Below are 25419 nucleotides of genomic sequence, written 5' to 3' on the forward strand. Positions count from 1 at the left end.
ATCGTGCCCAGCAAACCTGACATCGTGCTCGTCCTCGCCGACGACATGGGATTCTCCGACATCGGCTGCTACGGCGGTGAGGTGTCGACGCCCAACCTCGACCGGCTGGCCGCCTACGGCGCGCGGCTGACGCAGTTCTACAACACCGCCCGCTGCAGCCCGTCGCGCGCTTCGCTGCTCACCGGGCTGCATCCGCACCAGACCGGGATCGGAATCCTCAACTACGACGACTCCCCCGACGGCTACCCCGGCACGCTCAACGACTCGTGCGTCACCATCGCCGAGGCGCTGCGGCCCGCCGGCTACGGAACCTACCTGTCCGGCAAGTGGCACCTGTCCAGCGAGTTGCGTGAACCCTGCGACGCCTGGCCGACCCGGCGCGGCTTCGACCGATTCTACGGCACGCTCGCGGGCGCCGGAAGCTACTTCCAGCCGGCAACCCTCACCCGCGACGAACAGAACATCGAGCACGAAGCCACCGCGGAGGACTACTACTTCACCGACGCGATCTCCGACAACGCCGTGTCGTTCGTCCGCGACCACGATGCCACTCGCCCGGACGACCCGATGTTCCTCTACGTCGCCTACACCGCGCCGCACTGGCCACTGCACGCGCTCGAAGAGGACATCGCCAAGTACGCCGGACGGTTCTCGGCCGGCTGGGACTCGCTGCGGCAAGAGCGCCTGCGGCGGCTGGTCGCCGACGACATCATCGACGAGGACTGGGCGCTGACCGACCGCGACCCGTCCGTGCCGGCGTGGGAGGACGCCGAGCACAAGGAATGGGAAGCACTGCGCATGGCGGTCTACGCCGCGCAGATCGACCGCATGGACCAGGGCATCGGCCGCATCATCGACGAGCTGGACGCAGCGGGCAGGCTCGACAACACCCTGTTCGTCTTCCTGTCCGACAACGGCGGCTGCGCCGAGGAAATGCCACCGGACACCGCACTGGACTTCGTCACCGCGTTCGTCGACTTCGCGCCCACCACGCGCGAAGGAGACCCGGTGATCCCCGGGAACGGCCCCGATGTGGTCCCTGGCCCCGAATCCACCTACGCGACCTATGGCACCGCATGGGCGAACCTGTCCAACACGCCCTTCCGCGAGTACAAGCACTGGATCCACGAGGGCGGCATCGCCACCCCGTTCGTCGTGCACTGGCCCGAAGGCCTGGGCAGCACCGCGACCGTGCGCACGAACGCCCACCAGCTGCCCGACGTCATGGCCACCGTCCTGGAAGCGGCCGGCGCCGACTACCCCGAGCGCTTCGACGGGCGTGCGGTTCTGCCGCTGGAGGGACACAGCATGCTGCCGACGCTGCGCGGCGAACCCGGCGATCCCGGCCGGACCCTGTTCTGGGAGCACGAAGGCAACGCGGGCGCACGCCGCGGAAAGTGGAAGCTGGTGCGCAAATACGGCCTGGCCTGGGAGCTCTACGACATGGAGCGCGACCGGACCGAACTGCACGACGTCGCCGCCGAGCACCCCGGCCTGGTGCGTGAGCTCGCGGACGCGTACGAAACCTGGGCGGGCCGGTGCGGTGTGCTGCCCCGCGAACAGGTCCTCAAGATCTACGCCGAGCGCGGGAACGGGCTGCCGACGTGAGCGCACTGAATCCCCGGCAGCGCAACGATTCCTGGGCGCAGCTGGGCACCGGGACCTTCGACGTGCTCATCGTCGGTGGCGGCGTGACCGGGACCGGCGCCGCCCTCGACGCGACCACCCGCGGCCTGCGCACCGCGGTCGTCGAGCAGCGCGACTGGGCGGCGGGCACGTCGTCCCGGTCGAGCAAGCTGTTCCACGGTGGCCTGCGCTACCTCGAACAGCTCAACTTCTCGCTGGTGCGTGAGGCGCTGCGGGAGCGGGAGCTGATGCTCAGCACGCTCGCGCCGCACCTCGTGCGCCCGGTGTCGTTCCTCTACCCGCTGCGGCATCGCGGCTGGGAGCGGCCCTATATCGGCGCGGGAATGCTGCTCTACGACCACCTCGGCGGCGCCCGCTCGGTGCCCGGGCACCGTCACTACACCCGCCGGGGCGCGCTGACGCTCGCGCCCGGGCTCGACCCGGCGGCGCTGACCGGCGCCCTGCGTTATCACGACGCTCAGGTCGACGACGCCCGGCACACCCTCACGCTGGTCCGCACTGCCGCCGCGCACGGCGCGGTGGCGCGATCCTCGACAGAAGTCGTTGCGCTGCACCGGGATGGCAAGCGGGTGACCGGCGCCCGCGTCCGGGACGTCGAGACCGGTGCGGTCACCGACGTGCGCGCCCGCGTGGTGGTCAACTGCGCCGGGGTGTGGTCCGACCGCGTGCACGAACTCGCCGGCGGGGACAGCCCGTTCACGGTGCGGGCGTCCAAAGGCGTGCACATCACCGTGCCGCGGGAGGTGTTCCGCAGCGAGTCCGGGCTCATCCTGCGCGCGGGCAAGTCGGTGCTGTTCTTCATCCCGTGGGGTGCCCGGTGGGTGATCGGCACGACGGACACACCGTGGGACCTCGACGCCGCGCACCCCGCCGCCACGAGTGCCGACATCGCGCACATCCTGCACCACGCCAACTCCGTGCTGACCCGGCCGCTGACCACCGACGACATCCTCGGGGTGTACGCGGGGCTGCGCCCGCTGCTGGCCCAACGGTCCGGCGGCGACACGACAGCGCTTTCCCGTGAGCACGCCGTCGCGCGGTCGCAGCCTGGGCTGGTTTCCGTCGCGGGCGGCAAATACACGACCTACCGCGTCATGGCGGCCGACGCCATCGACACGGCGGCGCCGGACCTGCCGGGCCTGCGCCCGTCGGTGACAGCCATGATCCCGATCCTCGGCGCCGACGGCTACCACGCGCTCGTCAACCGGGCAGGCAGGCTGGCCACCGACTACGGCCTCGAGGAACGGCTGGTGCGCGCACTGCTGGACCGCTACGGGAGCCTCACCGGCGAGGTGCTCGCTCCGGCCGCCGGCAAACCCGGCCTGCTGGCACCCGTACCCGGCGCCGAAAAGCATCTCAAGGCCGAAATCCGTTACGCCGCAACACATGAAGGCGCCTTGCACATCGACGACGTGCTCGCCCGGCGGACCCGGGTGTCGATCGAGTGCGGCGACCGCGGCACGGAGGCAGCCGAGGCCGTCGCCGGTCTCATGGGTGACGTCCTGGGCTGGGACGCCCGCACCCGCGACGCGGAGGTCGAGGCGTACTCCGAGCGCGTCTCCGCCGAGCGTGCGGCACACCAGTTGCCCGACGACGTCGCCGCCGCCACGGCACGGCTGCGCGCCCGGGACTCCCGTTCCGTTTCCTAGGAAAGGCAAGTGCGCCATGACCTATGTCGCCGCGATCGACCAGGGCACCACGAGTACCCGGTGCATCTTGTTCGACCACGACGGTTCTCCCGTGGCGAGCGCGCAGCGCGAGCACACCCAGGTGCTGCCGGGGCCGGGCTGGGTCGAGCACGACCCGCGCGAGATCTGGGCCAATACCCGCGATGTCGTGAGCCAGGCGCTCACGCGGGCCGGTGTGTCCGCGTCCGCGATCGCGGCGGTCGGCATCGCCAACCAGCGCGAAACCACGGTGGTGTGGGACCGCCGCACCGGGGAGCCCGTCTACAACGCCATCGTCTGGCAGGACACCCGCACGGCGCGGATCGTGCGCGAGCTCGGCGAGCCGGACCGCTACCGCGAGGTCACCGGACTGCCGCTGGCGACCTATTTCGCCGCCCCCAAAGCGAAATGGATCCTGGACAATGTGGACGGTGCGCGGGCGCGTGCCGAACGCGGGGAGCTGTTGCTGGGCACCATCGACTCGTGGCTGCTGTGGAACATGACCGGCGGGCCGGACGGCGGCGTGCACCGCACCGACGTCACCAACGCCTCGCGCACACTGCTGATGGACCTGGGCACGTTGTCGTGGGACGCGGCGATCGCCGGGGAGCTGGGCATCCCGCTGTCCATGCTGCCGGAGATCAGGCCGAGCGCGGAGGTCTACGGGAGGGCGCGGGGCAGCCGGGTCCTCGACGGCGTCCCGATCGCCGCGGCGCTCGGCGACCAGCACGCGGCGACGTTCGGCCAGGTGTGCTTCGAACCGGGGATGGCCAAGAACACCTACGGCACCGGCAACTTCGTCCTGCTCAACACCGGGGAGAGGGCCGCGCCCTCCACCAACGGCCTGCTCACCACCGTCGCCTACCAGATCGCCGGCCGCCCGCCGGCCTACGCACTGGAGGGTTCGATCGCCGTCACCGGGTCACTCGTGCAGTGGCTGCGCGACAACCTCGGACTCATCGACAGCGCCGCCGACGTCGAAACGCTGGCGCGCACCGTGGACGACAACGGCGGCGCTTACTTCGTCCCCGCCTTCTCCGGCCTGTTCGCCCCGCACTGGCGCGCCGACGCCCGCGGCGCGCTCGTCGGCCTGACCCGCTACGTCAACCGCGGCCACCTCGCGCGGGCCGTCCTGGAGGCGACCGCGTTCCAGGTCCGCGAAGTCGTCGACGCGATGAACGCCGACGCCGGGCTCGAACTCACCGAACTGCGCGCCGACGGCGGCATGGTCGGCAACGAGCTGCTGATGCAGTTCCAGGCCGACCTCCTCGGCGTGCCGGTGGTGCGGCCACGGATCACCGAAACCACGGCACTCGGCGCCGCCTACGCCGCCGGACTGGCGGTCGGGTACTGGTCCGGACAGGACGAGCTGAGCGCGCTGTGGTCCGAGGACAAGCGGTGGAACCCAGCGATGACGCCGGAAGCTCGTGGCCGGACCCTGCGCCAGTGGCACAAAGCTGTCCAGCGCAGCCTGGACTGGGCAGACGGCGACTGAGGCGTCGATCGTGCGATCGTGGATTTCACCACCCGTGCCGCGATCGACCACGGTCCTGGACTGCGAACATGCCGGCGTCACTAAGATGGTGGCCGCCCTGGGCAGGATGAACCCGGACGCGCTGGCGTCGGCCTCGACCGGCAAAGGCGTCGACGGGGTCGTGGCGTGGCGTCGGTCGTGGTTCACTTTTCGCGCCACCATGTCCGGCGCGGTAGCGCCCCCCTCGTGGGCGTCGAAAGCTGTTCACGGAGAGCGCCGGTGGTACCACCATCTCCGGTGAACCCGGGCGGTATCACCGGAGGACGGCTCCCTGGTTCGTAGTCAGCAGATCCAGTTCGGCTCTGCTCGGGAATCCTTCCCAGTCACCGGGAACCGAGACGGCGAACGCCCCGCAAGCCGCGGCGGTGCGCAAGCGCTCCTCGGGCGGCTTACCCAGCATGCGCTCGGCGAGGTACCCGGCGACGAACGCGTCGCCCGCCCCGACGGCGTCGACGGCCTCGACCGGAACCGGCGCCACGGTGTGCGACACACCCCCGACGCAGGCCACCGCACCGCGTGCGCCGAGCTTCACGACGGCCTCCGCCGGACCTAGGCCGGCCAGGCCTCGAGCCTGCTCATGCGGCTCACCGCTCACTCCCAGCAACTCGGCCTCGTCACCGCCGGCGAAAACGACGTCGCAGCGCCGGACCAGGTCCCGCAGGACCGGTGCTGCTTCCTCCGCGGACCACAGCGCGGCCCGGTAGTTCACGTCCATCGACACCGCCACACCGGAATCCTGGGCCAGGCCGATGCTCGCCCGGACAGTCTCCAACGCGCTCCGACTCAACGCCGGCGTGATCCCGCTGACGTGCAGGACCTGCGCCTGCCTTACCAGGGATTCGTCCACATCGGACGGGCGAAGCAGGCTGCCGGGGCCGCCCCTGCGGTAGTACGAGACCCGGACGACGCCGGGCAACGGCCGCTCCTTGATCATCAGGCTGGTGGCCACGCCAGGATCCCGGAGCGCCGCGCTGACATCCACGCACTCGGCACGGATCCGGGCCAGCACCAGCTCCCCGAGCTCGTCGGCGCCGACGCGGCCGATCCACGCCGCGGGCAGGCCGAGCCGGGCGACACCGATCGCCACGTTGGACTCGGCCCCGCCGATGCCCATCGTCAGATTGCTCATGTGCCGCAACTTCCCGACGCCGGGCTGGTTGAACAGCGCCATGGTCTCGCCGATCGTCACGAGCCCGCCGGTCATACCGGAACCGCGTCCCGTGCTGCGAGCGCCACCCGCACCCGGTCGGCAAGGGCGCCCAGACCCCCGTCCTGCAACGCGTCGCCCAGCAGCGGGCTGCCGAGCCCCACCGCGGCCGCGCCCGCCGCGAAGTACTCGCCCACGTCGCTGATTTCGACCCCACCCGTCGGCACGAGGGGTGGGGCGGGCAGCGGGGCCCGGATCGCACGCAGGAAACCGGGGCCGCCCAGTTGCGCAGCCGGAAACACTTTGACCGCGGAGGCACCCGCCGCGTACGCGTCGTAGATCTCCGTGGGCGTGGCGGCGCCGGCCACGATCGGCACGCCGCGGTCACCGGCGACCTCGATGACGTTGGGCCGGCAGGTCGGGGTGAACAGGCATCCCGCACCGGCGGCGACGGACACCTCGACGTCGGCTTCGGTGAGCACGGTGCCCATCCCCAGCACGACGTCGCCCGGCAGGCGCGCACGCAGATCCGCGAGCGCGTCCACCGCGCCCGGTGTCGTCAGCGTGAGCTCGATGACGCGGACACCGGTCTCGTAGAGCAACTCCGCGACCTCACGGAACCGGTCCGCCGAGGCGGCCCGCAGGATCGCGATGACCTCGGGCCGCGGGAACAACGCGTTACTCATGCCGGGGACACCGCGAAGCGCTCGTAGGCGTCCGGACTGAGTTCGACACCGATGCCGGGCGCGTCCAGCGCGGTCACGTACCCGTCCCGCACCTCGAGCGGGTTCTTCAGCAGGCCGTCCCAGCCTGGGCCGCCGTAGGCATCGACCTCGATGAGCGGCGCGTTCTCGCACGCGAGGATCAGGTGCAGCCCGGCGGCCAGCGCGACGCCGGTGCCCGACGAACACGCGATGTGCGGCACGCACGTCAGGTTCCACGTGCTGGCCAGATCCGCCACGCGCTTGGCCTCGGAGATCCCGCCGACGCTGGTGCAGTCGGGCTGCACCACATCGAACGTGCGGCGGGTGAGCAGGTCGATGTACTCGAAGCGGGTGAGCAGCGACTCGCCGCCCGCCAGCCGCAGCGAGACGCGATCGGCCAGCCAGGAATGGTCGTCCACGTACTGAGTGAGGCTGCGCGACAGGATCGGCTCTTCGAGCCAGGCCACGCCCAGGGCCTCGAGCTCGCGGGCGAGCTGCAGCGCACCGCGGCGGTCGTAGGACATGTTGGCGTCCACCATGAGATCGACATCGGGGCCCACGGCGTCCCGCACGGACCCGACGAGCTCGACCGCCTGGGCGAGGTCCTTGGTGGCCCGCAGCTTGATCGCGCTGAACCCGTCCGCCACGGCGGTCCGGCACTCCTCGACGATCTCGGCGGTGGGCTTGAGCGACGGTGCGAAGTACGCACGCACACTGGACTTCGACGCGCCCAGCAGCCGGTAGACGGGCTGGTCGGCGATCTTGCCGAGCAGGTCCCACAGCGCGATGTCCACGCCGCTGATCGCGTAGGTCTCGATGCCCCGGCGGCCCCACATGTGCGTCGCGTCGAGCATCTGCTGCCACAGCGCTCCGATGTCACGAGGATCCTTGCCGATGAGCATCGGCGCGAGCTGGGAGTTGATGATCGGCCCCACGGTGGGGAAGTACTCCGCGGAGAAACCGGCCTCGCCGATCCCTTCGAGCCCCTCGTCCGTGGTGACCCGGACGACGACCCCGCCCTTGACGCGGACGGCCATGGCCCCCCAGCGCAGCTCTCCGTCGAGCGGAGAACCGAGCGGCGTCGCGGAGACACCGGTGATTCGCATGTGTCGAGCTCCTTGTTTCGCGTGACTGAGAACGCCGGATGGCGCGCTTTCTCCGGAAGGCGCGCTATCCGGCGAGTGCGGCGGGGTCTAGTCGCCGACCTGCTCGCGCAGGTACGGGACGAGCTCGTGCCAGTCGTATTCCTGCACGAAGTACTCGGTCGTGCTGTACGTGCCGTCCATGGTGTCCTTGAGCGACTTCGGACCGGGGAAACCGATCACCTTCCAGCCGATCTGGTCCTTGTTGCCGCCGTAGACCGGATCGCAGTAGAAACCCTGCCGGACATGCAGGCACAGGGCGTCGAAGAACGGCAGACCCTCGTCGAAGACACCCTGCAGAAACGTCCCGACCGCCTCGCTCGTGCCGAGCGTGACCGGAGCCGGTTTCGGCGCCCCGGACAGGATTTCCAGGACATGGTCCTGTTCGGACTCACCGAGTTCCTTGAACTGCTTGCCGAACTCGCTGCCGGCGATCTCGTCGAGCCGCTTGATGCCGTCGCGGTAGGTCTGCTGCATGTCGGCCATGCGTGCCCGCCAGGCGTCGGCGAACTTTCCGGTCAGTTTCAGGAACCCGCTGCCGTCCGCGGCGGCGAAGATGTAGTCGCTACCGGACAGGTACCGGTCGAGGAACACGATGACGCGGGCTTCGCGCGCACCGGGGTCGCGGTCGGTGGGGATGATGCGGGCCGCGGCCGCCTCGATGGTCTCCCAGCCGTGTTCGGTGAAGAAGAGCCGCTCGTCGGAATCGGGATCCACCGGCGCACCGACGATCTCCCAGTCGGCCTTGAGGGTCACGACGTCACTCCTTTCGTCTCGGGCACCTGTTTCTGGTGCGCGGAATCAGCCGACCTTGAGGTGCTCTTCGCGGCCCTTGGCGTAGACCTCGGCGATGTACTCGCTGCACCGCCAGGCATTGGCCATCATGGCGAGTGTCGGGTTGACGCCGGTAGAGGTGGGGAAGCACGCGCCGTCCACGACGAAGAGGTTGTCCACGTCGTGGCTCTGGCACCACTCGTTGAGCACCGTCTTCGCCGGGTCGGTGCCCATGCGCGCCGTGCCGTGCTGGTGGCACGTGTTGCCGGTCATCCGCTGCAGGTACACCGGGATGGTCTTGCGCGCACCTGCCGCCTGCAGGATCTCGGCGTTCTTGTCGACCTGCCACTTGCCCATCGCGACGTCGTTCGGGTGCGGTTTGTGCGTGATGCGGGCGACCGGCAGCCCCCACGCGTCCTTGACGGTCGGGTCCAGGTCCACCCGGTTCGACTCCACCGGCATGTCGTGCAGGATCAGGCCGATCTTCATGGCGAAGCTGAAGTAGTTGCGGTCGGCGTCCTTCATCCCCTCGCCCCACGTCGGGCGGCCGGGGAAGACCATGTTGATCGGGTGGCAGGTCTGCGAGGCCGAGATCAGCGAGCCACCGATGTGCCCCCTGCTCTCGTCGGTCTCGTAGAACTCGAACGAGCCGCCGCTGATGTAGTTACCGGTCCAGCCGTACAACGGATCGTCGATCTCCTGGTCGAACAGGCCCACCGCGAACAGGTACTCGTGGAAGGTCGCGTTCTTGCCGACCTGGCCGCTGGAGTTGCCCAGCCCGTCCGGGAACTGCGGCGATTTCGACATGAGCATGAGCCGCGCGGACTCGATCGCGCCGAGGCTGAGGATGACGACCTCGGCGTCCTGCTGCACCTCGTTGCCGTCCGGGTCGATGTACACGACGCCGGTCGCGCGCCCGTCCTTGCCGACCTTGATCTCCCGGACGAAGGACTCCGGGCGCAGTTCGAAGTTGCCGGTCGCGACCGCCTCCGGGATGAAGGTGGTCAGGGTGTTCGACCGCGCTGTGCTCGGGTCACCGTACTGATTCCAGAAACTGGTGGTGTTGAAGGGATCCCGGCCCTTGTGCCGGTTGGTGACCATGGCGTGCGGGATCGGGAAGCCGTTGATGCCCAGCTTGTTGCAGGCGTCGTAGAACCGCTTGCCGAAACGGGTCGGGCGCAGCGGTTGACTCGGGTAACCCTTGCTGCGGAAGGGCTCGTACTTGTCGGCACCGGCAATGCCGGACACGCCGAACTCCCACTCCACCTTCGTCAGGTAGGGCTCGAGGTGCTCGTAGCGGATCGGCCAGTCCGCGAGGTTCGCGCCGTCGAGGTCGCCGTGCAGGGAGCGCTGGATGAAGTCCGACTCCCGCGGCCGCGGAACCCAGCCCGCCCAGTGGTTGGTCCCCCCGCCCACCAGCTGGGGGGTCGGGGAGAACGGGAACACCTCGGCCACCGAGTCCTCGTCGTGGCGCAGGGTGCGCGGAAACAGCTTCGGGTCGGGCCACAGGTAGTTGCGGTTGATGAACTTGAGCTCGTCCCCGGAGTAGTGGTCCTGCGCGCGCAGCCACGGGCCGCGGTCGAAACCGACCACCTTCATCCCGGCCTCGGACAACACCTTGGCGGCGGTGCCGCCGGTCGCCCCGAGGCCGACGACGATCGCGTCGACCGGGTCCGGCTTTCTCGTGTACGGCACAGTTGTTCTCCTCTGTGCGGTGCGGTGGGGTGGGCACAGCGCTCGACAGGTCAGAAGCCCGGAGCATCCGCGTTACCAGGTGTCCTGGTCTGCGTGCGGATGTCGCCGTGGCGGCGCTTGATGTACTCGGCACATCGCACGGCGACGGCCTGCAGCGTGCTCGTGGGGTTCACGGCGGCCCCGGTGGTCAGCGAGCTCGCGTCGGTGATGAACAGGTTGGGCACGTCCCAGGTCTGGTTCCATTTGTTCGTCACGGAATCCTCGGGCGTGTTACCCATCCGGCAGGTGCCCATGATGTGCCAACCAGGCGGCGGCCCGTCGATCCCGCCGATGCCCGTGCTCGCTGTGTCGATCACACCGCCGGCCGCGTCGGCGGCCTCGCGCGCGCGCCGCCGGCCCCATTCGATCAGCTGGCGGTCGTTCTCGTGCAGGTCGTAGTGCACGTGCGGGGCGGGAAGTCCGCTGGAGTCGGTGACCTCCGGGTCGAGCGTGACGCGGTTGGTCCGGACCGGGAGGTCCTCACCCTGCACGTAGATCAGGGCGTGCCGGCCGAAGTGGGAGTTGAAGAACTCCCGGTGCCTGGCACCCCACGGGGTGATGTTGCCGGTGTTGGTGCCCAGCGCGCTGTTCGCCGCGCCCAGCGCCGTACCGACCTGCAGCGAGAACCCGTTCACGAAGCCGCGCGAGGTGTCGGTGTCGTAGAACTGCTGGCTGTAGAGCACCGCGGGTTCCGGGCCCTTGAACCCTTCGAGGGGCTCGTCGAACCAGAAGTCCTCGAACGACCAGCTGTGGAACATCAGGTGCGTGCCGACGAGCCCGTTCGAGTTGGCGAGGCCGTCGGGGTGCCCTTCCTGCGCCGACATCAGCAGCAGTCGCGGCGTGCCGATCGAGTTCGCGGCCACCACCACGATGTCCGCGCGCACCTCGTGCCGCGCGCCGGTGATCCGGTCGATGTAGGTGGCGCCGGTCGCGCGGCCGTGCTTCGCGTTGATCCGCTCGACGCGGGCGTTGGTGCGCAGGTCGACCCCGTTGCGCAGCGCCCTGGGCCAGTAGGTGACGTCGGTCGAGGCGATGGCGTGCCGGGGACAGCCACCCAGGCAGAACCCGCAGTCGTTGCAGGGCAGGCGCGCGTCCTTGGGCTTGGTGAGGATCGCGTTGTCGGCCGGCCACCAGTGCCAGCCGAGCTTGTCGAACCCGCGACCCATCTTGTGGCCGACCTTGCCACCGCGGTTGGCCGGACCCCAGCCTTCGGGGCGCGGCGGGTTGCCGGGATCACCGGTCCGCCGCGCGACCCCGATCTCCGCGTCGTTGATGGCGTAGAACGGTTCGAGCTCTTCGTAGCTGATCGGCCAGTCGATCGTGCCCTCGACACCGTGCTCGGTGCCCTTGCGGAAATCGACCGGCTTGAACCGCGGCCACGCACCGGCGTAGTGCAGGGTCGAGCCGCCGACGCCGTTCATCATCATCGGCTCGGTGTTGCCGGTGGTCGGGTAGTCCTCCGGGAACATCCGGACGTTGGCGTGCCAGGACCACGCGCGGTGGCGCTCCAGTTCCCAGCCGTCGTAGAAGTGCGGGTGGTCCATCGGGTGCAGCCAGTCGCCCTGCTCCAGGCAGACGACCTTGATGCCGTCGTCGGACAGGCGCTTGCTCATCGCGGCGCCGCCGGCGCCCGCGCCGATCACCAGCACATCGGTTTCGGTGTACGCGGCCATCAGACGCCCGCCTTTCCCAGGTGTGCGGGGACGTCGACCCGGCGGACGTCGGCGGTCCGCTGGTACGAGCCCCGGACCCGGCCGAGCAACTCGTCGTCCCAGTCGGCCATCACGTCGGAGTAGCCGTAGGGCAGGGGGCTGGTGCGATAGTCCCTGGCCGCTCGCAGCACGCGGTTCATCGCGTGGACGACCTCGGGCCGCGAGTAGTACGCGTAGTAGACGACGTCTCGCAAGTGGCCGAAGAACTCGGGCTCGTCGCGTTCGAGTCCACCGAGGACGGCGACCCGCTGCGTCGAGGACGCCCGTACGAACCCCTCCCCCAGCTTGTCCAGCCTGGCCTTGAAGTCATCCTCGCCGAGGAACGGGAACCACTTCGGCTCCTGACCGGAGGGGGTGACGTACCGGGTGACGAACGAGAGTACGTCCACTTCGCTCGGCGCCGGGAAGCCGTCACCGCCGGGAATGAGCTCGTCGGCAGCGGCGTTCAAGATCGCGGCCTGCCGGTCCGTCAGGGATACCGCCGGAAGCCAGCCACCCAGCGGTGGCTTGCTACCGGCGAAGGACACCTTCAGGTCAACCACTGACTGCTCCTTTGCAAGACGTCGTGTACTAGCGGTTGGGGTTCGGAGACCTTCGTCAGCTCTTCTCGAGGTACTCGACGATCGCCCGGCCGAAGTCGGGCAGGTCGACCGGCGTGCGGGAGGTGATCACGTTGCCGTCGATGACGACCGGTTCGTCGACCCAGGTGCCGCCCGCGTTCTCCACGTCGACCTTGATCGGCAGGTAGCCGGTGATCTTGCGACCCTTGGCGGCGCCCGCGGAGCAGAGCATCCAGCCCGCGTGGCAGATCGCGGCGACGAGCTTGCCCGACTCGTAGGCATCCCGGACCAGCGCGACCATTTCCGGGTGCAGACGCATGTTGTCCGGCGCGAAGCCACCGGGGATCACGATCGCGTCGAAGTCGTTCGCCGAGACGTCGGACGCGGCGGCGTCCGCCTCCATCGGGTAGTGCTCTTTGCTCTCGTAGGTGTTCTTGGTGCCGCTGCCGATCACCTTGACCTCGGCGCCGGCCTCCTGCAGGCGCAGGTGCGGGTACCAGCCCTCGAGGATCTGGTACTCGTCTTCGATCAGCAGGGCAACGCGCTTGCCGGAAAGCGACATGTCATTTCCTTCTCTCGTGGTGATTGGTGCGGGGCGCCGTGTTTCAGGCGCCGATCAGCTGCAGGAACTCGATGCTGGTACGGACGTCGCCGTGGTTCGCCTGGATCTGGCGCAGGGCCTCCCAGTGCTGGCCGAAGCCCAGCGGGTCCTCCTTGCCGGACGGGATCGCGGCGGTGGTGTCGGCGAGCACGACGATCTTGTAGTCCTGGTTCGCGCCGTCGATCGCCGTGGCGAGCTGGCAGTTGCCGGTCGAAAGGCCGGCCACGACCAGCGTGTCTGCGCCCGCGCGGCGCATGTACTCGTTGAGCGCCGTGCCGTAGAACGAGCTGAAGCGGTGCTTGCGGATGACCGGCTCGTCGGCGGCAGGCTTGAGGTCCTCCACGATCTCGTCGCCGCCGTTGCCCCAGGCGCCGGGGAAGTCGGCGAGCTGACCCTTCAGACCCCACTTCGTGTCGGCGAAACCGGCGTCCTTGCCGTCCGGGCGCAGGCCCCATAGCGACCAGACCACGGGAATTCCCTTGGCACGGCAGGCTTCCAGGACGTTCTTCACTGGCTCGACGACGTCCTTGCCCTCGGGCGCACCACCAGTGCTCGGGATGTACATCGCGCCGCCGGGCTCGGCACACGCCTTCTGCATGTCCAGCACGAGCAGCATCGTCTTCCTCGGGTCGATCTCCGGGGCGACCCAGTTGGAACGGTCGATCCACTCGTCGATGTGCTCGTAGGTGTAGTCGAGTGACGACATTTGTTGCTCCTTTGTTCGCGCGTGCAAATACACCCGTCGCCCAACAGGCGAGCAGGACGAAATGAAAGCCACCGGGCCCGACCAGCCGGCGGAATCTCCTAACGAACGGTCTTGTCGACCTGCTCCGCAGGATCGAGGTGCTTCACGATTTCCCGCTCCACCTCGCGAATATGCGTGACCGCCGCGCTCCTGGCCTCCCGGACGCTCCGGGAGAGGATGGCCGCCACGATCCGGCGGTGGCTGTTGTGCGCGGTTTCGCGTCGTCCGGGAAGCTGGATGACACGGTGCGAATAGGTGATGAACAGGGGCTCGATGCTCTCATAGACCCGTTGCCAGATCCGGTTCTTCGTCGCTTTCACGATCGCCCGGTGCAGGTCGGCGTCGAGCTTCACGAAAGCATCATTGGACAGAGCCGGGTTACCCGCCTCGTCCAGTATGCGGCGCAGTTCTTCCGCTTCATCGGCCGTGATTCGCTTGGCAGCCGCGCCCGCGGCATCCCGTTCCAGTGACAGCCGCGCCTCGAACAGTTCCGGCACGGTGAAATCGTCGAACAGCAGCAATTCGGACAGTATGGGCGCGCGTTTCGTGTTGCTGACCACGAAGACGCCGATCCCGTGTTCGGTGCGCAGCAGCCCGTTGGCCTCGACGAGGCGCAGTGCCTCCCGCATCGAGCTGCGACCGACACCGAACTGTTCGGCCAGAGCGCGTTCCGGCGGCAGCTTGTCGCCGGGCTGGTAATCGCCCTGCTCGATCAGCTGCTCCAGCTGTGCCGCCACCGAGTCGGAAACCTTCAGGCGCCGAACCGGCTGGATGCGGCTGGTGTTGCCGTCTGCCATGCCCACAACCTCACTCGCGACCCGCCCGTTGCCCGCTCCGGTGCGGACTGGTCAGGTGGTCTGAACACTAGCGCACCCCCAGTCGTGCCTGTCAAGGGGCCGGAACGGGACTTCGTTGGCTCGAATCGCCTATGTGACACCAAATTCGCTGGTCCAACGGGGAAAAAGGCGAAGCCGGCGGCAGCCGGAAGACATCCTTGACAGACCCGCTTGGGCAGTAGCAGAGTTCAGACCACCAAACCACTGCCGTTTCGATCACCGGCCCGCGAGCGGGAGGGATGCCGCCATGACCACCGGTGGATCGAGCGTCCAGGACGAGCGACTGCGCGACCTGGAGCCGGAGGGCAGGTTGGAGTGCGTCACCGGCGAGCCGGTGACCTGTCGAAGTCCGGGCAACATGGCCAACGGAAACACCTACGACCGCCAGGGCAGGCTCCTGACCTGCGAACTCGCCGACCGGTACGACGGCCGCGAGCTGAACAGCCCCAACGACGTGATCGTGGCGAGCGACGGGACGATCTACTTCACCGATCCCGGCTACGGCCGCGACCCGCGCTACGGCGTCCGGCGCCTGCACGTTCGCCGGTTCACGCTGGGCGAGTGGGCGGTCACCGGCGGCGAGGTCTGGCCACAGACGAAAGGATCGGCCCCCGGCGTACCGGACGGGATGAAGATCGACAGCCTCGGCAACTTGGGGAGACCCCGACCTGCGTTCCCTCTACATCTGCGCCACCCAAAACTGTTACCGGGCACAAGAATCGGGTGAGACCCACCTCCGCAGTGCTACGGCAGTCCGTCGCCGTCGGGAGCGACGCGGAGGTACACGACCACTTCCGGGCTTTCCCTGCCGATCGCGGCCAACGCGTTGTTCAGACTCCTTCGGCAGCCGCATCGCGAGGACTCCGCGGCATCTCCGACCAGGCACTCTCGATGAAGGCGAACGAGTACGTCGGCACCAAGATCACCGGCGACCGGCGCGAGACACCCGGAGGCGTCCAGCGCGCTGGAGAAGCCGAGCGAGCGGGATTGACCCTCGGCGGTCGGGACTCGTGCCGCGGCATCACGAACCAGGTCTGTCTCGACGCGACGCCGGTGGCGGACGAGCTCTGCGATCGACACCAGCGCGAGGTCGTGCGCTGCGGCGAACTCCTCGAGCTCGCCCCGCCGCGCCATCCGGGTCGGATCGTACGGGCTGACGATCTCGCACAGTACGCCGGCCGGCCGCAGCCGGCCCAGGCGCACGAGGTCGACGGCCGCTTCGGGGAACCGTGGCCGGTAAAGCACCCCGCCGCGGTGCACACGCATGCCCATGAGGTGTCCCGGCCGGGTCATGTCGGCGGCCACGGTGTCCGGGGAGGCGAGCAACCTGGCGGTATGCGCTCGGTCCATCGCCGAGATGCCCGTTTGCACACCGTCCTTCGCATCGACGGTGACGGTGTAGGGGGTGTTCCCATCGCCCCCGTTCATCGGGCGCAACTCGAGCCGGTCGCAGTCTGCGCCGGGCATGGCCACGGCAACCAGGCCGCAGGTGTGGCGCACCATGAACGACATCAGTGCCGAACTCGCTTTCTCCGCCGCGAAGACGAGGGCGCCTTCGTCCCGGTCGTCGTCCACGACGACGACCGCGCGTCCGGCTGCGATGTCCGCCAGCGCTCGCGGCTCCTCCGTGGCCGTCATGCTTGCCCGGCCGGCGGGGTCGGCTCGACCGCGGCCAGCCTCCGGAACCGGCTGGCATGGAACACCAGCGGAGCCGCGGCGGGATCGGCCAGGAACCGGTGGATCCGCAGGAGCACCATGGTGTGATCGCCCGCGGGGACTTCGCGCTCCACCGAGCAGTCCAGCCACGCGGTCGCGTGCCGCATGAACACCGCCCCCTCGGTGGAGGCGCTCCACTCGATGCCGGCGAATCGGTCCTCTGCTTTGCCCGAGAGCTGCCGGCACGCGTCGGCGTGATCTTCGTTGAGCACGCTGATCCCGAGCCGGGGCAGCTCGCGCAGTTTCGGCCAGGTGGTGGACGAGTTCTGCACGCACAGCGAGACCAGCGGCGGATCGAGCGAGACCGAGGTGAACGCACTCGCCGCCATCCCGACAGCGAGCCCGGCGCGCAGGCCGCAGATCGCGGTCACCCCGCTGGGAAAGCATCCGAAGGCCCGGCGCAGCGCCGTCCCGTCGGAGCAGGCCGACATCAGCTCGATCATCGGCGGCACCCCGGGTTGTGAGTTGCTGGCGGACACAGGTCACCGCCCGGGAAATCGGCCGGCGCGGTAGAGCTGCCCTGGCAGGCGGCGGCCGAGGACCGTCTCCAGCCACTCGGCCACCCGCATCACGCGATCGATGTCGACCCCGACGTCGATCCCTTCTTCCACGAGGAGGTTGAGCAGATCCTCGGTGGCGATGTTGCCGGTCGCGTTCGGCGCGAAGGGACATCCGCCGATCCCGCCGACCGACGCGTCGAGCAGCGATACGTCGTTCTCCAGCGCGACGAAGGCGTTGACGTAACCGGTATTGCGGGTGTTGTGCAGATGCAGCCCGAGCGGGACGCCGAGGTCCGCACCGCCCCGCAGGAGCCTGCGCACCTGGTGCGGAACGCCGACGCCGATGGTGTCGGCGAAAACGACCTCGTCGGCACCGGCCGCCACCACCTGCTCCGCGAGTGACAGCACGCGTCCCGGGTCGGCCCGGCCCTCGAAGGGGCATCCGAACGAGGCGGCGAGCGTCACGCTCACCCGGCGGCCGTCACGATGCGCGGCGGCGACGATCCCACCGGCCTCCTCGAGCGACTGCTCGACGGTCCGCCCCTGGTTGCGCTGGTTGAACGTCTCGCTCACGCAGAACGCGAAATGGACCTCCTGGCACGGGGTCCCGGCCAGCCGCTCATAGCCTCGCCGGTTGAGCACCAGCCCCGCGTAGGTGACGCCCGCCGCCGGACTGATCGCGGTCAGCACCTCTTCGGCACCCGCCATCTGCGGCACCCGCTTCGGACTGACGAAACTCACCGCTTCGATCCGCTGGAAGCCGGCGCCGGCCAGGCGGTCGACGAGCTCGGCACGCACCGCGGGGGCCAGTGAGCCGGGTTCGTTCTGCAGTCCGTCCCGTGGGCCGACCTCACACACCGTGATGTGCATCCTGACCGGACACTCCTTTCCTTTGCCGACAACGATCCGGTCGCGGGGCGGTGGGTTTCCCACCACCCCGCACCGGCCTTACTTGCGCAGGCCCGCCTGCCGCAGCAGGGGCATCACGTTGTCGTCGAAGTACTTCATCTCTTCGTGGTAGTCCAGGAAGCCGAGGATGGCCCCGTCCATGCCGACGTCGGAGAGGTTCTGCAGCTCGTCGACCACCTGCTCGGGAGTGCCGATGATCGGGTAACCGCCCCAGCCGAGGATGAAGCGCTCCTGGTACACGCGAATCTGCTCGGAGAACGAAGCGCTCTGCATACCGAGCACAGCCATCAGGTTCTTCGCGCCTTCGTAGTCGCCGGCCTCGAGGATCGCCCGCTTGACCTGCTGTGCCTCCTCTTCGGTGTCGCGGCAGATGACGAACGCGTAGGTCATGACGCCGAGGTCACGGCGGTACTCGCTGCGGGCGCGGTCCCGCACGGCCTTGGCGTAGCCCTGTGCGTTCTCCAGCGTGTCGATGGTGGCGAAGTTGAAGTCGACATGCTTGGCCGAAAAGTCGATACCCGCCGGAGAGTTACCGGCGTTCAGGAGCACCGGCCGGGGCTTCTGCACCGGCTTCGGCAGAGAGACCCCGCCCTTGACGTGGACGTACCGGCCGTCGAAGTCGAACGGCGCGTCCTCGGTCCACAGCCGCTTCACGACCTCGATCCACTCGGTGCCGAACTCGTAGCGGTCGTCGTGCTCGCGCTGCGCGGCGCCGAACATCTCCATCTCCGGGGTGAACCAGCCCATCACCAGGTTCAGGGCGAACCGGCCGGCGGAGATGTGATCGATCGTCGCCGACGCCTTCGCCGCCACCAGCGGGTGCACGGTGGGCAGGTGCGAGGTCGAGGCGACCATGATGTTCTCGGTCTTCGCGGTCAGACCCGCGGCCCAGGTGTAGGTGTCGAAGTTCGTGCCGTTGAAGTTCGTCGAGCCGCCGAAGCCCTTCCACCTGGCGACCGGGACGAGGATCTCCATGCCGATCGCGTCCGCCCGCTGCGCCACCTTGAGGGTGTGCTCCCAGGTCGCTTCGTAGGTCGTCTCGGCCGTGGTCATGGTCAAGCCCTCGCTGCAGTTCGTGCCGAACAGCCCGAGCTTGAGCTTTTGCTCGTTGTAGAGCGGAACGTGCTGGCGGCGGTATTCCTCGAGTTCCGCGGCTGCGTCCTGCGTCATTGAAGTTTCCTTTCGGGAATGGGTCAGTCCGCGAGGCCGGCGGCCACGAGCGCACCGTGTGCCACGGCCATGTCGTCGGTGTAATGGCCACCGCTGGTGCCGATTCCGCCGATGATCTCGCCGTCGACGACGATGGGGTAGCCACCGCCGAACGTCACCAGGCGCGCGGTGTGCGGGATGCCGATCTTCAACGGCTCGTCGTTCTTGATGAACTCGTGCCACTGGTCGGTGGGGATGCCGAACGCGACTGCCGTGTACGCCTTGTCCTGGGAGATCTGCACCGACAGCAGCGGTGCGCCGTCCATGCGCAGGAACGCTTTCATGGTCCCGTCACGGTCGCAGACCGTGATCACCATCGGCTTGCCGTTCTCGGTCGCGACCCGGGCGGCGTGACTGACGAGCTCCTGTGCGAACTCCGCCGTGATGGTCGAGAAAGTTGCTGCCTTCTGTGTTGCGCCCATATCACTGTCCTTGGTTGGGTGAATGGTTACTGGACCGACCAGCCGCCGTCGATCGGAATCGCGGCACCGGTCATGAAGGTCGAATCGTCACTGGCCAGGTACAGCGCCAGTGAAACGATTTCCTCCGCGCGGCCGAGCCGGCCGACGAGATGACCGTCTTCGAACCCCTTCCAGATCGCGTCCTTCGCCGCGAGTCCGCTGACGAAGTTGCGGGGCATCTGGGTGTCGACGACACCGGGACAGATCGCGTTGACCCGGATTCCGTAGGGGGCGAGATCGACCGCGGCGGCTTTGGAGAACATCGCGAGCCCGCCCTTCGCGGCTCCGTATGCGGCCATGTTCGCGAACGCCACCAGCCCGCCGACCGAGGACACGTTGATGATCGATCCGCCGTGATCCTTCATCAGCGGCGCGATCTGCTTGATGAGCAGGAAAACGCTCTTGAGGTCGATGTCGTGGACGCGGTCCCACTCTTCCTCGGTCGTCTCCAGCAGCGGCTTCCCGAGGATGATGCCGTGGTTGTTGTAGAGCACGTCGACCCGGTCGAACCGGTCGCGAACCTCCGCGGCGAACTTCTCACACCCGACGGCGGTCGCCAGATCAGCCGTCCCGAAGGAGAAGTCGTATCCCTTGTCCCGCAGTTCTTTCGAGAGTTCGTTGCCGGTCTTCTCGTCGAGGTCGGTGCCGAACACCCGGGCGCCTTCCTCGCTGAACAGACGGCACGCCGCCTGCCCTTGTCCGCCCGCGGCACCGGTGATGACGACATTCTTGTTGTCGAGCTTGCCCATTGACCTTCTCTTTCGTCAGATGATTCCCTGCGAGACCCACTGCTCGCGCTGCGCCTCGTCCGCGCCGAGCAGCTCGCCGTAGATCTCGTCGTTGTGCTGGCCGAGTTCCGGCCCCAGTGAACGAACCGCGCCCGGAGTGCCCGACAGTCGCGGAGCGACGTTCTGCATCGGGAACTCGCCGAGTTTGTCGTGCACCAGCCGCACGATCGCCTGCCGCGCCTGGAAATGCGGGTCGGCGAGCATGTCGGCGGCCGTGTAGATCAACCCGGCGGGCACGCCGGCCTCGTGCAGCCTGGCCAGCAGGTCCTCGGCCTCGAGCGTGCGGGTCCACGCCGACACCAGTTGGTCGAGGTCCTGCTGATGCCGCCCGCGCGCGGCGTGGGTGCGGTAATCCTCGTTGTCCTGCAGATCCTCGCGGCCCATCACGCCGCACAGCCGGTAGAACACCGTGTCCCTGTTCGCCGCGATCAGCACTTCGCCACCGTCCCGCGTCGGGTACACGTTGCTGGGTGCGACGCCGGGAAGCACCGAGCCGGTGCGCTCACGCCGCGAACCGGCGAGATCCCACTCCGGTATCAAGGACTCCATGAGCGCCAGTACGGCTTCGTAGATCGCCGAGTCGACGACCTGGCCGCGTCCGTTGCGTTCCCGCGCCAGCAAGGCCATCACGGTGCCGAGGGCGGCGAAGGTGCCCGCGAGAGAATCCCCCAGCGAGATCCCTGCGCGGCTCGGCGCCCGGTCGGGCTCGCCGGTGACGTGGCGGATCCCGCCCATCGCCTCACCGATCGACCCGAACCCCGCGCGCCGCGCATACGGGCCGGTCTGTCCATAGCCGGTCACCCGTACCAGCACCAGCCCAGGATTCATTGTGGACAGTTCGTCGTAGCCGAGTCCCCAGCGCTCCAGCGTTCCCGGCCGGAAGTTCTCCACCAGCACATCCGCCTGCGCCACCAGCCGCCGCATGATCTCCTGACCGGCCGGTTCCCGCAGGTTGCAGGTGACGGACTTCTTGTTCCTGGCGATGATGGGCCAGGACAGGGAAACACCCTGCGGAAGCAGGCTCCCCCACTGCCGCATCGGGTCACCACCGCGCGGATCCTCAACCTTGATGACCTCGGCCCCGAAGTCTCCCAGCAATTGGGCGCAGAAGGGCCCTGCGATCAGAGAACCGCTTTCGACCACCCGGATCCCGGACAACGGACCCGACGTCTCCGCACCGCTGTACCGCGCCACTGCCTCAGACATCGTGTGACTCACCACTCCCTGTCATGGAAGGAGTCTCTGGCGCAGAGGACCGGCGTGGCTATCCGCGGAACGAACGACCCAGCGCCCGCAAGCGCAAATCCGGCCCGAGCCGGGCTCGACCGTCCACAACGCGCAAACCCGCTATCCGCAATACGCAGCGTCGAGCCACAGCACGGCCGGCGGGAGGCGAAAGGAGGCCGGCACGCCGGGGCCGGTGGTAGCCTCGGCGATCGGTTGCAAGAACGGGGACGACGGAGTCCGCTTCATGATGACAGAAGAGACAAAAGCGGCGGTACCGCCACTTCGCGAGGCCCACGACCTCGCCGAAGCGCGCCACCACATCACCTCCGTGTACATACCGCATGAGCTCACGTCGCACGACGGTCGGCCGCTCAGGTTCAAGCTGACCTACCTCGAGTCCCGGCGGCTCACGCTCGGGCACCTGCGCTACGGCGCCGACGTCGAGCTCGTCTGCCCGCCGATGATGTCCTGCTATCACGTCAACCTCACGTTGACGGGGAAGACGCAGGTCAGCCAGCGCGGAGTCTCGGCGGCCACCGAGGGCGCCGCCGGCGGTGTGGCCTTCAATTTCAAGGACCCGTACGTCGTGCGGTGGAGCCCCGACGCGGTGCAGTACGCGATCAAGGTCCCCCGGGCCAGCATGGAGAGCCAGCTGGCCTCGCTGATCGGTCGCCCGGTCGACACGCCCATCCGGTTCAGCCTCGGCTTCGACCTCGGCTCCCAGCGCGGGCAGAGCCTCCTCGCGGCCGTGCGGCACCTGCAGGTCGAGCTGACGCGCCCGGACGGGACGGCGGGGATTCCGCTGGTTCGCGCCCAGCTCGAGTCGTATGTCCTCAGCCAGATGCTGCTGGTCATCCCACACGACCACCAGCATCTGCTGCTGGCCGAGGGCAAGGCGGCCGGCCGCAAGCACGTCCGTGTCGCGATGGAGTTCGTCCAGGACCACGCCGCCGACCCGATCAGCGCGGCCGACCTCGCCCGCGAAGCCTGTGTGAGCGTCCGAGCGCTCCAGATGGGCTTCCGCGAAGAGTTCGGCATCTCTCCGACGGGCTACATCCGGGGCGTCCGGCTCGATCGGGTACGCGAGGAACTACTGGCCCGGCCCGACGGCGTCTCCATCACCGAGATCGCCCACCGTTGGGGCTTTCACCACCTCGGCCGGTTCGCCGAACACTACAGACGCAGGTTCGGCGTGCTTCCCTCGGACACCGCCCGCACGCAGCCCTGACGGATCGCCGGCCGGCGATCCGGCTTGCTCCCCCGTCCCGGCGCCGGCACGGTGCTCGCCGCCTGCCCGGCGCTCGGCGCGTGGCCGGTGTCTCGCCGCACCGGCCACCACCGTTGTTGTCTCAGCTGTCACCGATACGCGGGCTGCCTGCCGTCCTCACAGGACCGTCAGGTCGCTGATCCGCCAGGTGTCGCCAGTCTTCTTCGCCACCACGGACAGTTGCGCGGCCGCGTTGCTGGTCTGGTTGGTGTCACCCCGGGTGGATCGTTGGTCGGCCAGCACGAGCAGGTGCGCCTCGTCGCCGGCGAGGCTGGTCACGGCCGTCGCCCTGATGGTTGTAGTCAGCACCAACTGCTGCGCCGGGGCGAGCCGGGTCACTTCGCCGAAGAGCTGGTTGTACTGCTGAACAGCGTTGTCCCGGAGCAGGTTCTGCGCGGCGTTCCGGGTTTTCGCCGTATCGCTGAAGTCGTAGGAGAAAACGGTCTCGACGGCCTTGTTCACCTGGCCCAGAACGTCACTGGTGGCTGCCGCGTCGACCAGTGCGGCGTTGCGGGTGTCGTCGTCGGAGGCCGGGACGCCGAGGACGCCCGCCGTGACGGCCGTCGCGGAGAACACGACCAGGAGCACCAGCAGGGTCATCATCAGCCGGCTTCGGCGTGGGTCCGGCCCGGCCGGCGCGTCCTGGGGTTCGGGCCGGGGAACGGGGCTCGGCTTGACACTGCCGCGCTGCCGTCCCGCCACGGTGGGACGCCGCCGGGCGGCCGCGGTGGTGCTGTTCTTCGTTCGTGTCAAGGACATCGCGGTACTCCTCCGTGAACGCTTGGGGTCAGCCGCCGATGGCGAGGGCCTGGATGGAACTGAGCTGCCAGCCCTGATCGGTCCGCCGCAGGTCGGCCTGGAACCGGTTCTGCTTCGTCACCGGCTGCCCCTGCTCCGGGGTCACCACGATCTCGGCGACGGCGATCATCTGCGCGGTCCCGCCCGCCACGTCCAGCTCGGTGAGACCGGCGTCGAGGATGCGCGCGGTGGTCGAGGTCCCGCCGTTCCGGATCACCTCGCTCTGCTGTTGCCGGGACTTCTTGATCTCGTCGTTCAGCGGACCGGTCGAAACCCGCTCCCACTGGTCGAGTCCGGCATCCACGTTCCGGTGGTCGAGCGTGCCGAACACGGCGATGGCCTGCTCCCCCGCCCGCTCGGCATCCCCTCTGGTGTGCGCCGCGGTCGCCGCCGCGTCGTCGTGCGAGAGCCAGGCGCCGACGAACCAGACGGCCGCGGCGAGAGCGAGCACGGTCAGCGTGGCCAACGCGACGACAAAGCGCTTTCCGCTCCATCGCGACGGCTGATCAGTCATGGCTTCTCCATTCATCGGGACAGTCCCAGCAGCCCGGCCAGGTCCTTCGGACCGCTGGTTCCGGTCAGGCCGGCTAATCCGGGCAGCGGCGCGGCCGCCCGGGCCACCGGCTGGCCGGGGACGCCACGGGGAGTGCCCCCGAAAGGCGCGTTCTGCGCACCACGGACCGAGGTGGGACTGCCGGCGGGCTCCGCGCAGTAGAGGTTCGGGTCTGCCGGTTTCGGGTCGGTCCGGTCGGCCGGGCGCGGTGTCGCTCGCTCGTAACCCTTCGTGCAGGACAACGGATCGAAGAAGTTCAACACCAGGCCGAGGTGGGCCGTGCGGTCGCCGGGCAGCACGGTGTTCGCGGCCGCGGTGAGCATCGGGTAGGTGGCCAGGATGTTCTCCAGCCCGGCCGTACGCGGCTGGAGGATATCGGCCGTGGTCAGCAGGTTTGCGAGCACCGCGCCCAGGCCTTGACCCGATTCGGCCAGCAGGCCCGAAAGTTCGGCCGACGCCGGTGGCACGGCCTGGATGAAGTGCTCGAGGTCGGGGTTCTCCTTCTTCAGCTCCCCCGCCAGCAGCCGCAGGTCCGAGCTGAACGACCGCAGGTTCCCGGCCTCGGCGTTCTGGGTGGTGAGCACGGTGCGCGCCGAGGACAGCAGGTCCTTGGTGGCGGGCAGGTACTCCTTGGCGGTGGTGGCCAGGGCGCTGGTGGAGTCGAGCACGGTCTGCAGATCCGGGCCGGCGCCGTCGAACGCGTCGTACAGCTCGTCGACCACGGTTTTCAGCGAGCCCGTCGGCACACTGGCCGCGAGGGCGTCCACATTGCCCAGCAGCTGGTCCAGCGGGACCGGGGTCACCGCGTCCTTCGCCTCGATCGTGGCGCCGGCGGTGAGGAACGGCCCGCTGCTCGTGCGGGGCCGCAGGTCCACGTACTGCTCGCCGACCGCCGACCGGTCGGCGACCACCGCCTGCACGTCCGCGGGCACCGGTGGCGCGCCGCGGTCGAGAACGAGGTCCACCTCGGTGCCGTCCGGGATGACCCGAAGCTCGCCGACCCTGCCGACGGTCACGCCGCGGTAGGTCACGTCGGCGTTGGTGAAGATGCCGCCGGAGTCGGCCAGCCGCAGCTTCACGACCGTGCCGCTGCTGCCGAACAGGTTCCCGAGCCCGGCGTAGCGGAACCCGGTGTAGCCGACCGCGGCCAGCGCGATCACCACGAAGATCATGACCTGAAGACGCACT

At 68.8% G+C, this 25419-nt stretch carries 25 protein-coding genes; 5 read left to right on the forward strand and 20 right to left on the reverse strand.

The window, feature by feature from the left end; all coding sequences use genetic code 11:
* Nucleotides 1–3 precede the first annotated feature (3 nt).
* The 3 genes from LWP59_RS25480 to glpK are packed head-to-tail and all read left to right on the forward strand — an operon-like array spanning nt 4 to nt 4809.
* Complete coding sequence (locus LWP59_RS25480; RefSeq protein ID WP_144633759.1) at nt 4–1608, forward strand: arylsulfatase; 1605 nt, start codon at nt 4–6, stop codon at nt 1606–1608.
* Nucleotides 1605–3296, forward strand: coding sequence for a glycerol-3-phosphate dehydrogenase/oxidase (locus LWP59_RS25485; RefSeq protein ID WP_229858505.1), 1692 nt, complete (start codon nt 1605–1607; stop codon nt 3294–3296). Before LWP59_RS25480 ends, LWP59_RS25485 begins: the two co-directional genes overlap by 4 nt.
* Before the next feature lie 16 nt (nt 3297–3312).
* A complete protein-coding gene (gene glpK / locus LWP59_RS25490) occupies nt 3313–4809 on the forward strand; it encodes a glycerol kinase GlpK (protein ID WP_144633756.1) in 1497 nt (498 codons plus the stop codon).
* 292 nt (nt 4810–5101) lie between these two features.
* Here glpK and LWP59_RS25495 read toward each other — a convergent pair whose 3' ends face one another.
* From LWP59_RS25495 to LWP59_RS25540, 10 genes are all read right to left on the reverse strand, one after another.
* Nucleotides 5102–6052, reverse strand: a complete 951-nt coding sequence (locus tag LWP59_RS25495; protein WP_144633753.1) for a sugar kinase — start codon at nt 6050–6052, stop codon at nt 5102–5104.
* Nucleotides 6049–6681: a bifunctional 4-hydroxy-2-oxoglutarate aldolase/2-dehydro-3-deoxy-phosphogluconate aldolase gene (locus LWP59_RS25500; protein WP_144633750.1), complete on the reverse strand. Its 633-nt coding sequence runs from the start codon at nt 6679–6681 to the stop codon at nt 6049–6051. The genes LWP59_RS25495 and LWP59_RS25500 overlap by 4 nt, the downstream gene beginning before the upstream one ends.
* Nucleotides 6678–7805 carry a mandelate racemase/muconate lactonizing enzyme family protein gene (locus tag LWP59_RS25505; RefSeq protein ID WP_144633747.1) on the reverse strand — a complete coding sequence of 376 codons (1128 nt, stop codon included), beginning with the start codon at nt 7803–7805 and terminating at the stop codon, nt 6678–6680. Before LWP59_RS25505 ends, LWP59_RS25500 begins: the two co-directional genes overlap by 4 nt.
* A gap of 87 nt (nt 7806–7892) precedes the next feature.
* Complete coding sequence (locus tag LWP59_RS25510; protein WP_144633744.1) at nt 7893–8597, reverse strand: gluconate 2-dehydrogenase subunit 3 family protein; 705 nt, start codon at nt 8595–8597, stop codon at nt 7893–7895.
* A gap of 45 nt (nt 8598–8642) precedes the next feature.
* A complete protein-coding gene (locus LWP59_RS25515; protein WP_144633742.1) occupies nt 8643–10310 on the reverse strand; it encodes a GMC family oxidoreductase in 1668 nt (555 codons plus the stop codon).
* A 50-nt stretch (nt 10311–10360) separates the two neighbouring features.
* Nucleotides 10361–12022, reverse strand: a complete 1662-nt coding sequence (locus LWP59_RS25520; RefSeq protein ID WP_144633739.1) for a GMC family oxidoreductase — start codon at nt 12020–12022, stop codon at nt 10361–10363.
* Nucleotides 12022–12603, reverse strand: coding sequence for a gluconate 2-dehydrogenase subunit 3 family protein (locus LWP59_RS25525; protein ID WP_144633736.1), 582 nt, complete (start codon nt 12601–12603; stop codon nt 12022–12024). Before LWP59_RS25525 ends, LWP59_RS25520 begins: the two co-directional genes overlap by 1 nt.
* A gap of 55 nt (nt 12604–12658) precedes the next feature.
* Nucleotides 12659–13183 carry a type 1 glutamine amidotransferase domain-containing protein gene (locus tag LWP59_RS25530; protein WP_144633733.1) on the reverse strand — a complete coding sequence of 175 codons (525 nt, stop codon included), beginning with the start codon at nt 13181–13183 and terminating at the stop codon, nt 12659–12661.
* Nucleotides 13184–13226: 43 nt separating this feature from the next.
* A complete protein-coding gene (locus tag LWP59_RS25535) occupies nt 13227–13928 on the reverse strand; it encodes a cysteine hydrolase family protein (protein ID WP_144633730.1) in 702 nt (233 codons plus the stop codon).
* Nucleotides 13929–14026: 98 nt separating this feature from the next.
* Entirely contained in the window at nt 14027–14764 is a 738-nt protein-coding gene (locus LWP59_RS25540) for a FadR/GntR family transcriptional regulator (RefSeq protein ID WP_144633727.1), read from the reverse strand.
* Between the two features lie 286 nt (nt 14765–15050).
* On the opposite strand from LWP59_RS25540, the gene LWP59_RS41165 reads away from it, so the two are divergent.
* On the forward strand, nt 15051–15530 hold the full coding sequence (locus LWP59_RS41165) for an SMP-30/gluconolactonase/LRE family protein (RefSeq protein ID WP_222425427.1): 480 nt from the start codon (nt 15051–15053) through the stop codon (nt 15528–15530).
* Between the two features lie 17 nt (nt 15531–15547).
* Here the strand turns inward: LWP59_RS41165 and LWP59_RS25550 are convergent, their stop codons facing one another.
* From LWP59_RS25550 to LWP59_RS25580, 7 genes are all read right to left on the reverse strand, one after another.
* Nucleotides 15548–16441, reverse strand: a complete 894-nt coding sequence (locus tag LWP59_RS25550; protein WP_144633724.1) for a 3,4-dihydroxy-2-butanone-4-phosphate synthase — start codon at nt 16439–16441, stop codon at nt 15548–15550.
* Nucleotides 16438–16962 carry a flavin reductase family protein gene (locus LWP59_RS25555; protein WP_144633721.1) on the reverse strand — a complete coding sequence of 175 codons (525 nt, stop codon included), beginning with the start codon at nt 16960–16962 and terminating at the stop codon, nt 16438–16440. The genes LWP59_RS25550 and LWP59_RS25555 overlap by 4 nt, the downstream gene beginning before the upstream one ends.
* Before the next feature lie 39 nt (nt 16963–17001).
* Nucleotides 17002–17889: a hydroxymethylglutaryl-CoA lyase gene (locus LWP59_RS25560; RefSeq protein WP_144633718.1), complete on the reverse strand. Its 888-nt coding sequence runs from the start codon at nt 17887–17889 to the stop codon at nt 17002–17004.
* Between the two features lie 78 nt (nt 17890–17967).
* Nucleotides 17968–19098 (reverse strand): LLM class flavin-dependent oxidoreductase, encoded by a 1131-nt coding sequence (locus LWP59_RS25565; protein ID WP_144633713.1) that lies wholly within the window; start codon nt 19096–19098, stop codon nt 17968–17970.
* Nucleotides 19099–19121: 23 nt separating this feature from the next.
* Nucleotides 19122–19559: a GlcG/HbpS family heme-binding protein gene (locus tag LWP59_RS25570; RefSeq protein WP_144633708.1), complete on the reverse strand. Its 438-nt coding sequence runs from the start codon at nt 19557–19559 to the stop codon at nt 19122–19124.
* Between the two features lie 26 nt (nt 19560–19585).
* Complete coding sequence (locus tag LWP59_RS25575) at nt 19586–20347, reverse strand: SDR family NAD(P)-dependent oxidoreductase (protein ID WP_144633707.1); 762 nt, start codon at nt 20345–20347, stop codon at nt 19586–19588.
* A gap of 15 nt (nt 20348–20362) precedes the next feature.
* Nucleotides 20363–21592: a CaiB/BaiF CoA transferase family protein gene (locus LWP59_RS25580; protein ID WP_144633705.1), complete on the reverse strand. Its 1230-nt coding sequence runs from the start codon at nt 21590–21592 to the stop codon at nt 20363–20365.
* A gap of 265 nt (nt 21593–21857) precedes the next feature.
* On the opposite strand from LWP59_RS25580, the gene LWP59_RS25585 reads away from it, so the two are divergent.
* Nucleotides 21858–22841 (forward strand): AraC family transcriptional regulator, encoded by a 984-nt coding sequence (locus tag LWP59_RS25585; RefSeq protein ID WP_229858509.1) that lies wholly within the window; start codon nt 21858–21860, stop codon nt 22839–22841.
* 156 nt (nt 22842–22997) lie between these two features.
* On the opposite strand, the gene LWP59_RS25590 is transcribed toward LWP59_RS25585, so the two are convergent.
* From LWP59_RS25590 to LWP59_RS25600, 3 genes are read right to left on the reverse strand one after another with little or no spacing between them, the layout of a single operon-like run.
* Nucleotides 22998–23639 carry a hypothetical protein gene (locus LWP59_RS25590; RefSeq protein ID WP_144633701.1) on the reverse strand — a complete coding sequence of 214 codons (642 nt, stop codon included), beginning with the start codon at nt 23637–23639 and terminating at the stop codon, nt 22998–23000.
* A gap of 28 nt (nt 23640–23667) precedes the next feature.
* Nucleotides 23668–24192, reverse strand: coding sequence for a hypothetical protein (locus tag LWP59_RS25595; protein WP_144633699.1), 525 nt, complete (start codon nt 24190–24192; stop codon nt 23668–23670).
* Between the two features lie 11 nt (nt 24193–24203).
* Nucleotides 24204–25403, reverse strand: a complete 1200-nt coding sequence (locus LWP59_RS25600) for an MlaD family protein (protein WP_229858513.1) — start codon at nt 25401–25403, stop codon at nt 24204–24206.
* Between the last annotated feature and the right edge of the window lie 16 nt (nt 25404–25419).

It is taken from the genome of Amycolatopsis acidiphila, assembly GCF_021391495.1.
Taxonomy (GTDB): Bacteria; Actinomycetota; Actinomycetes; order Mycobacteriales; family Pseudonocardiaceae; genus Amycolatopsis_E; species Amycolatopsis_E acidiphila.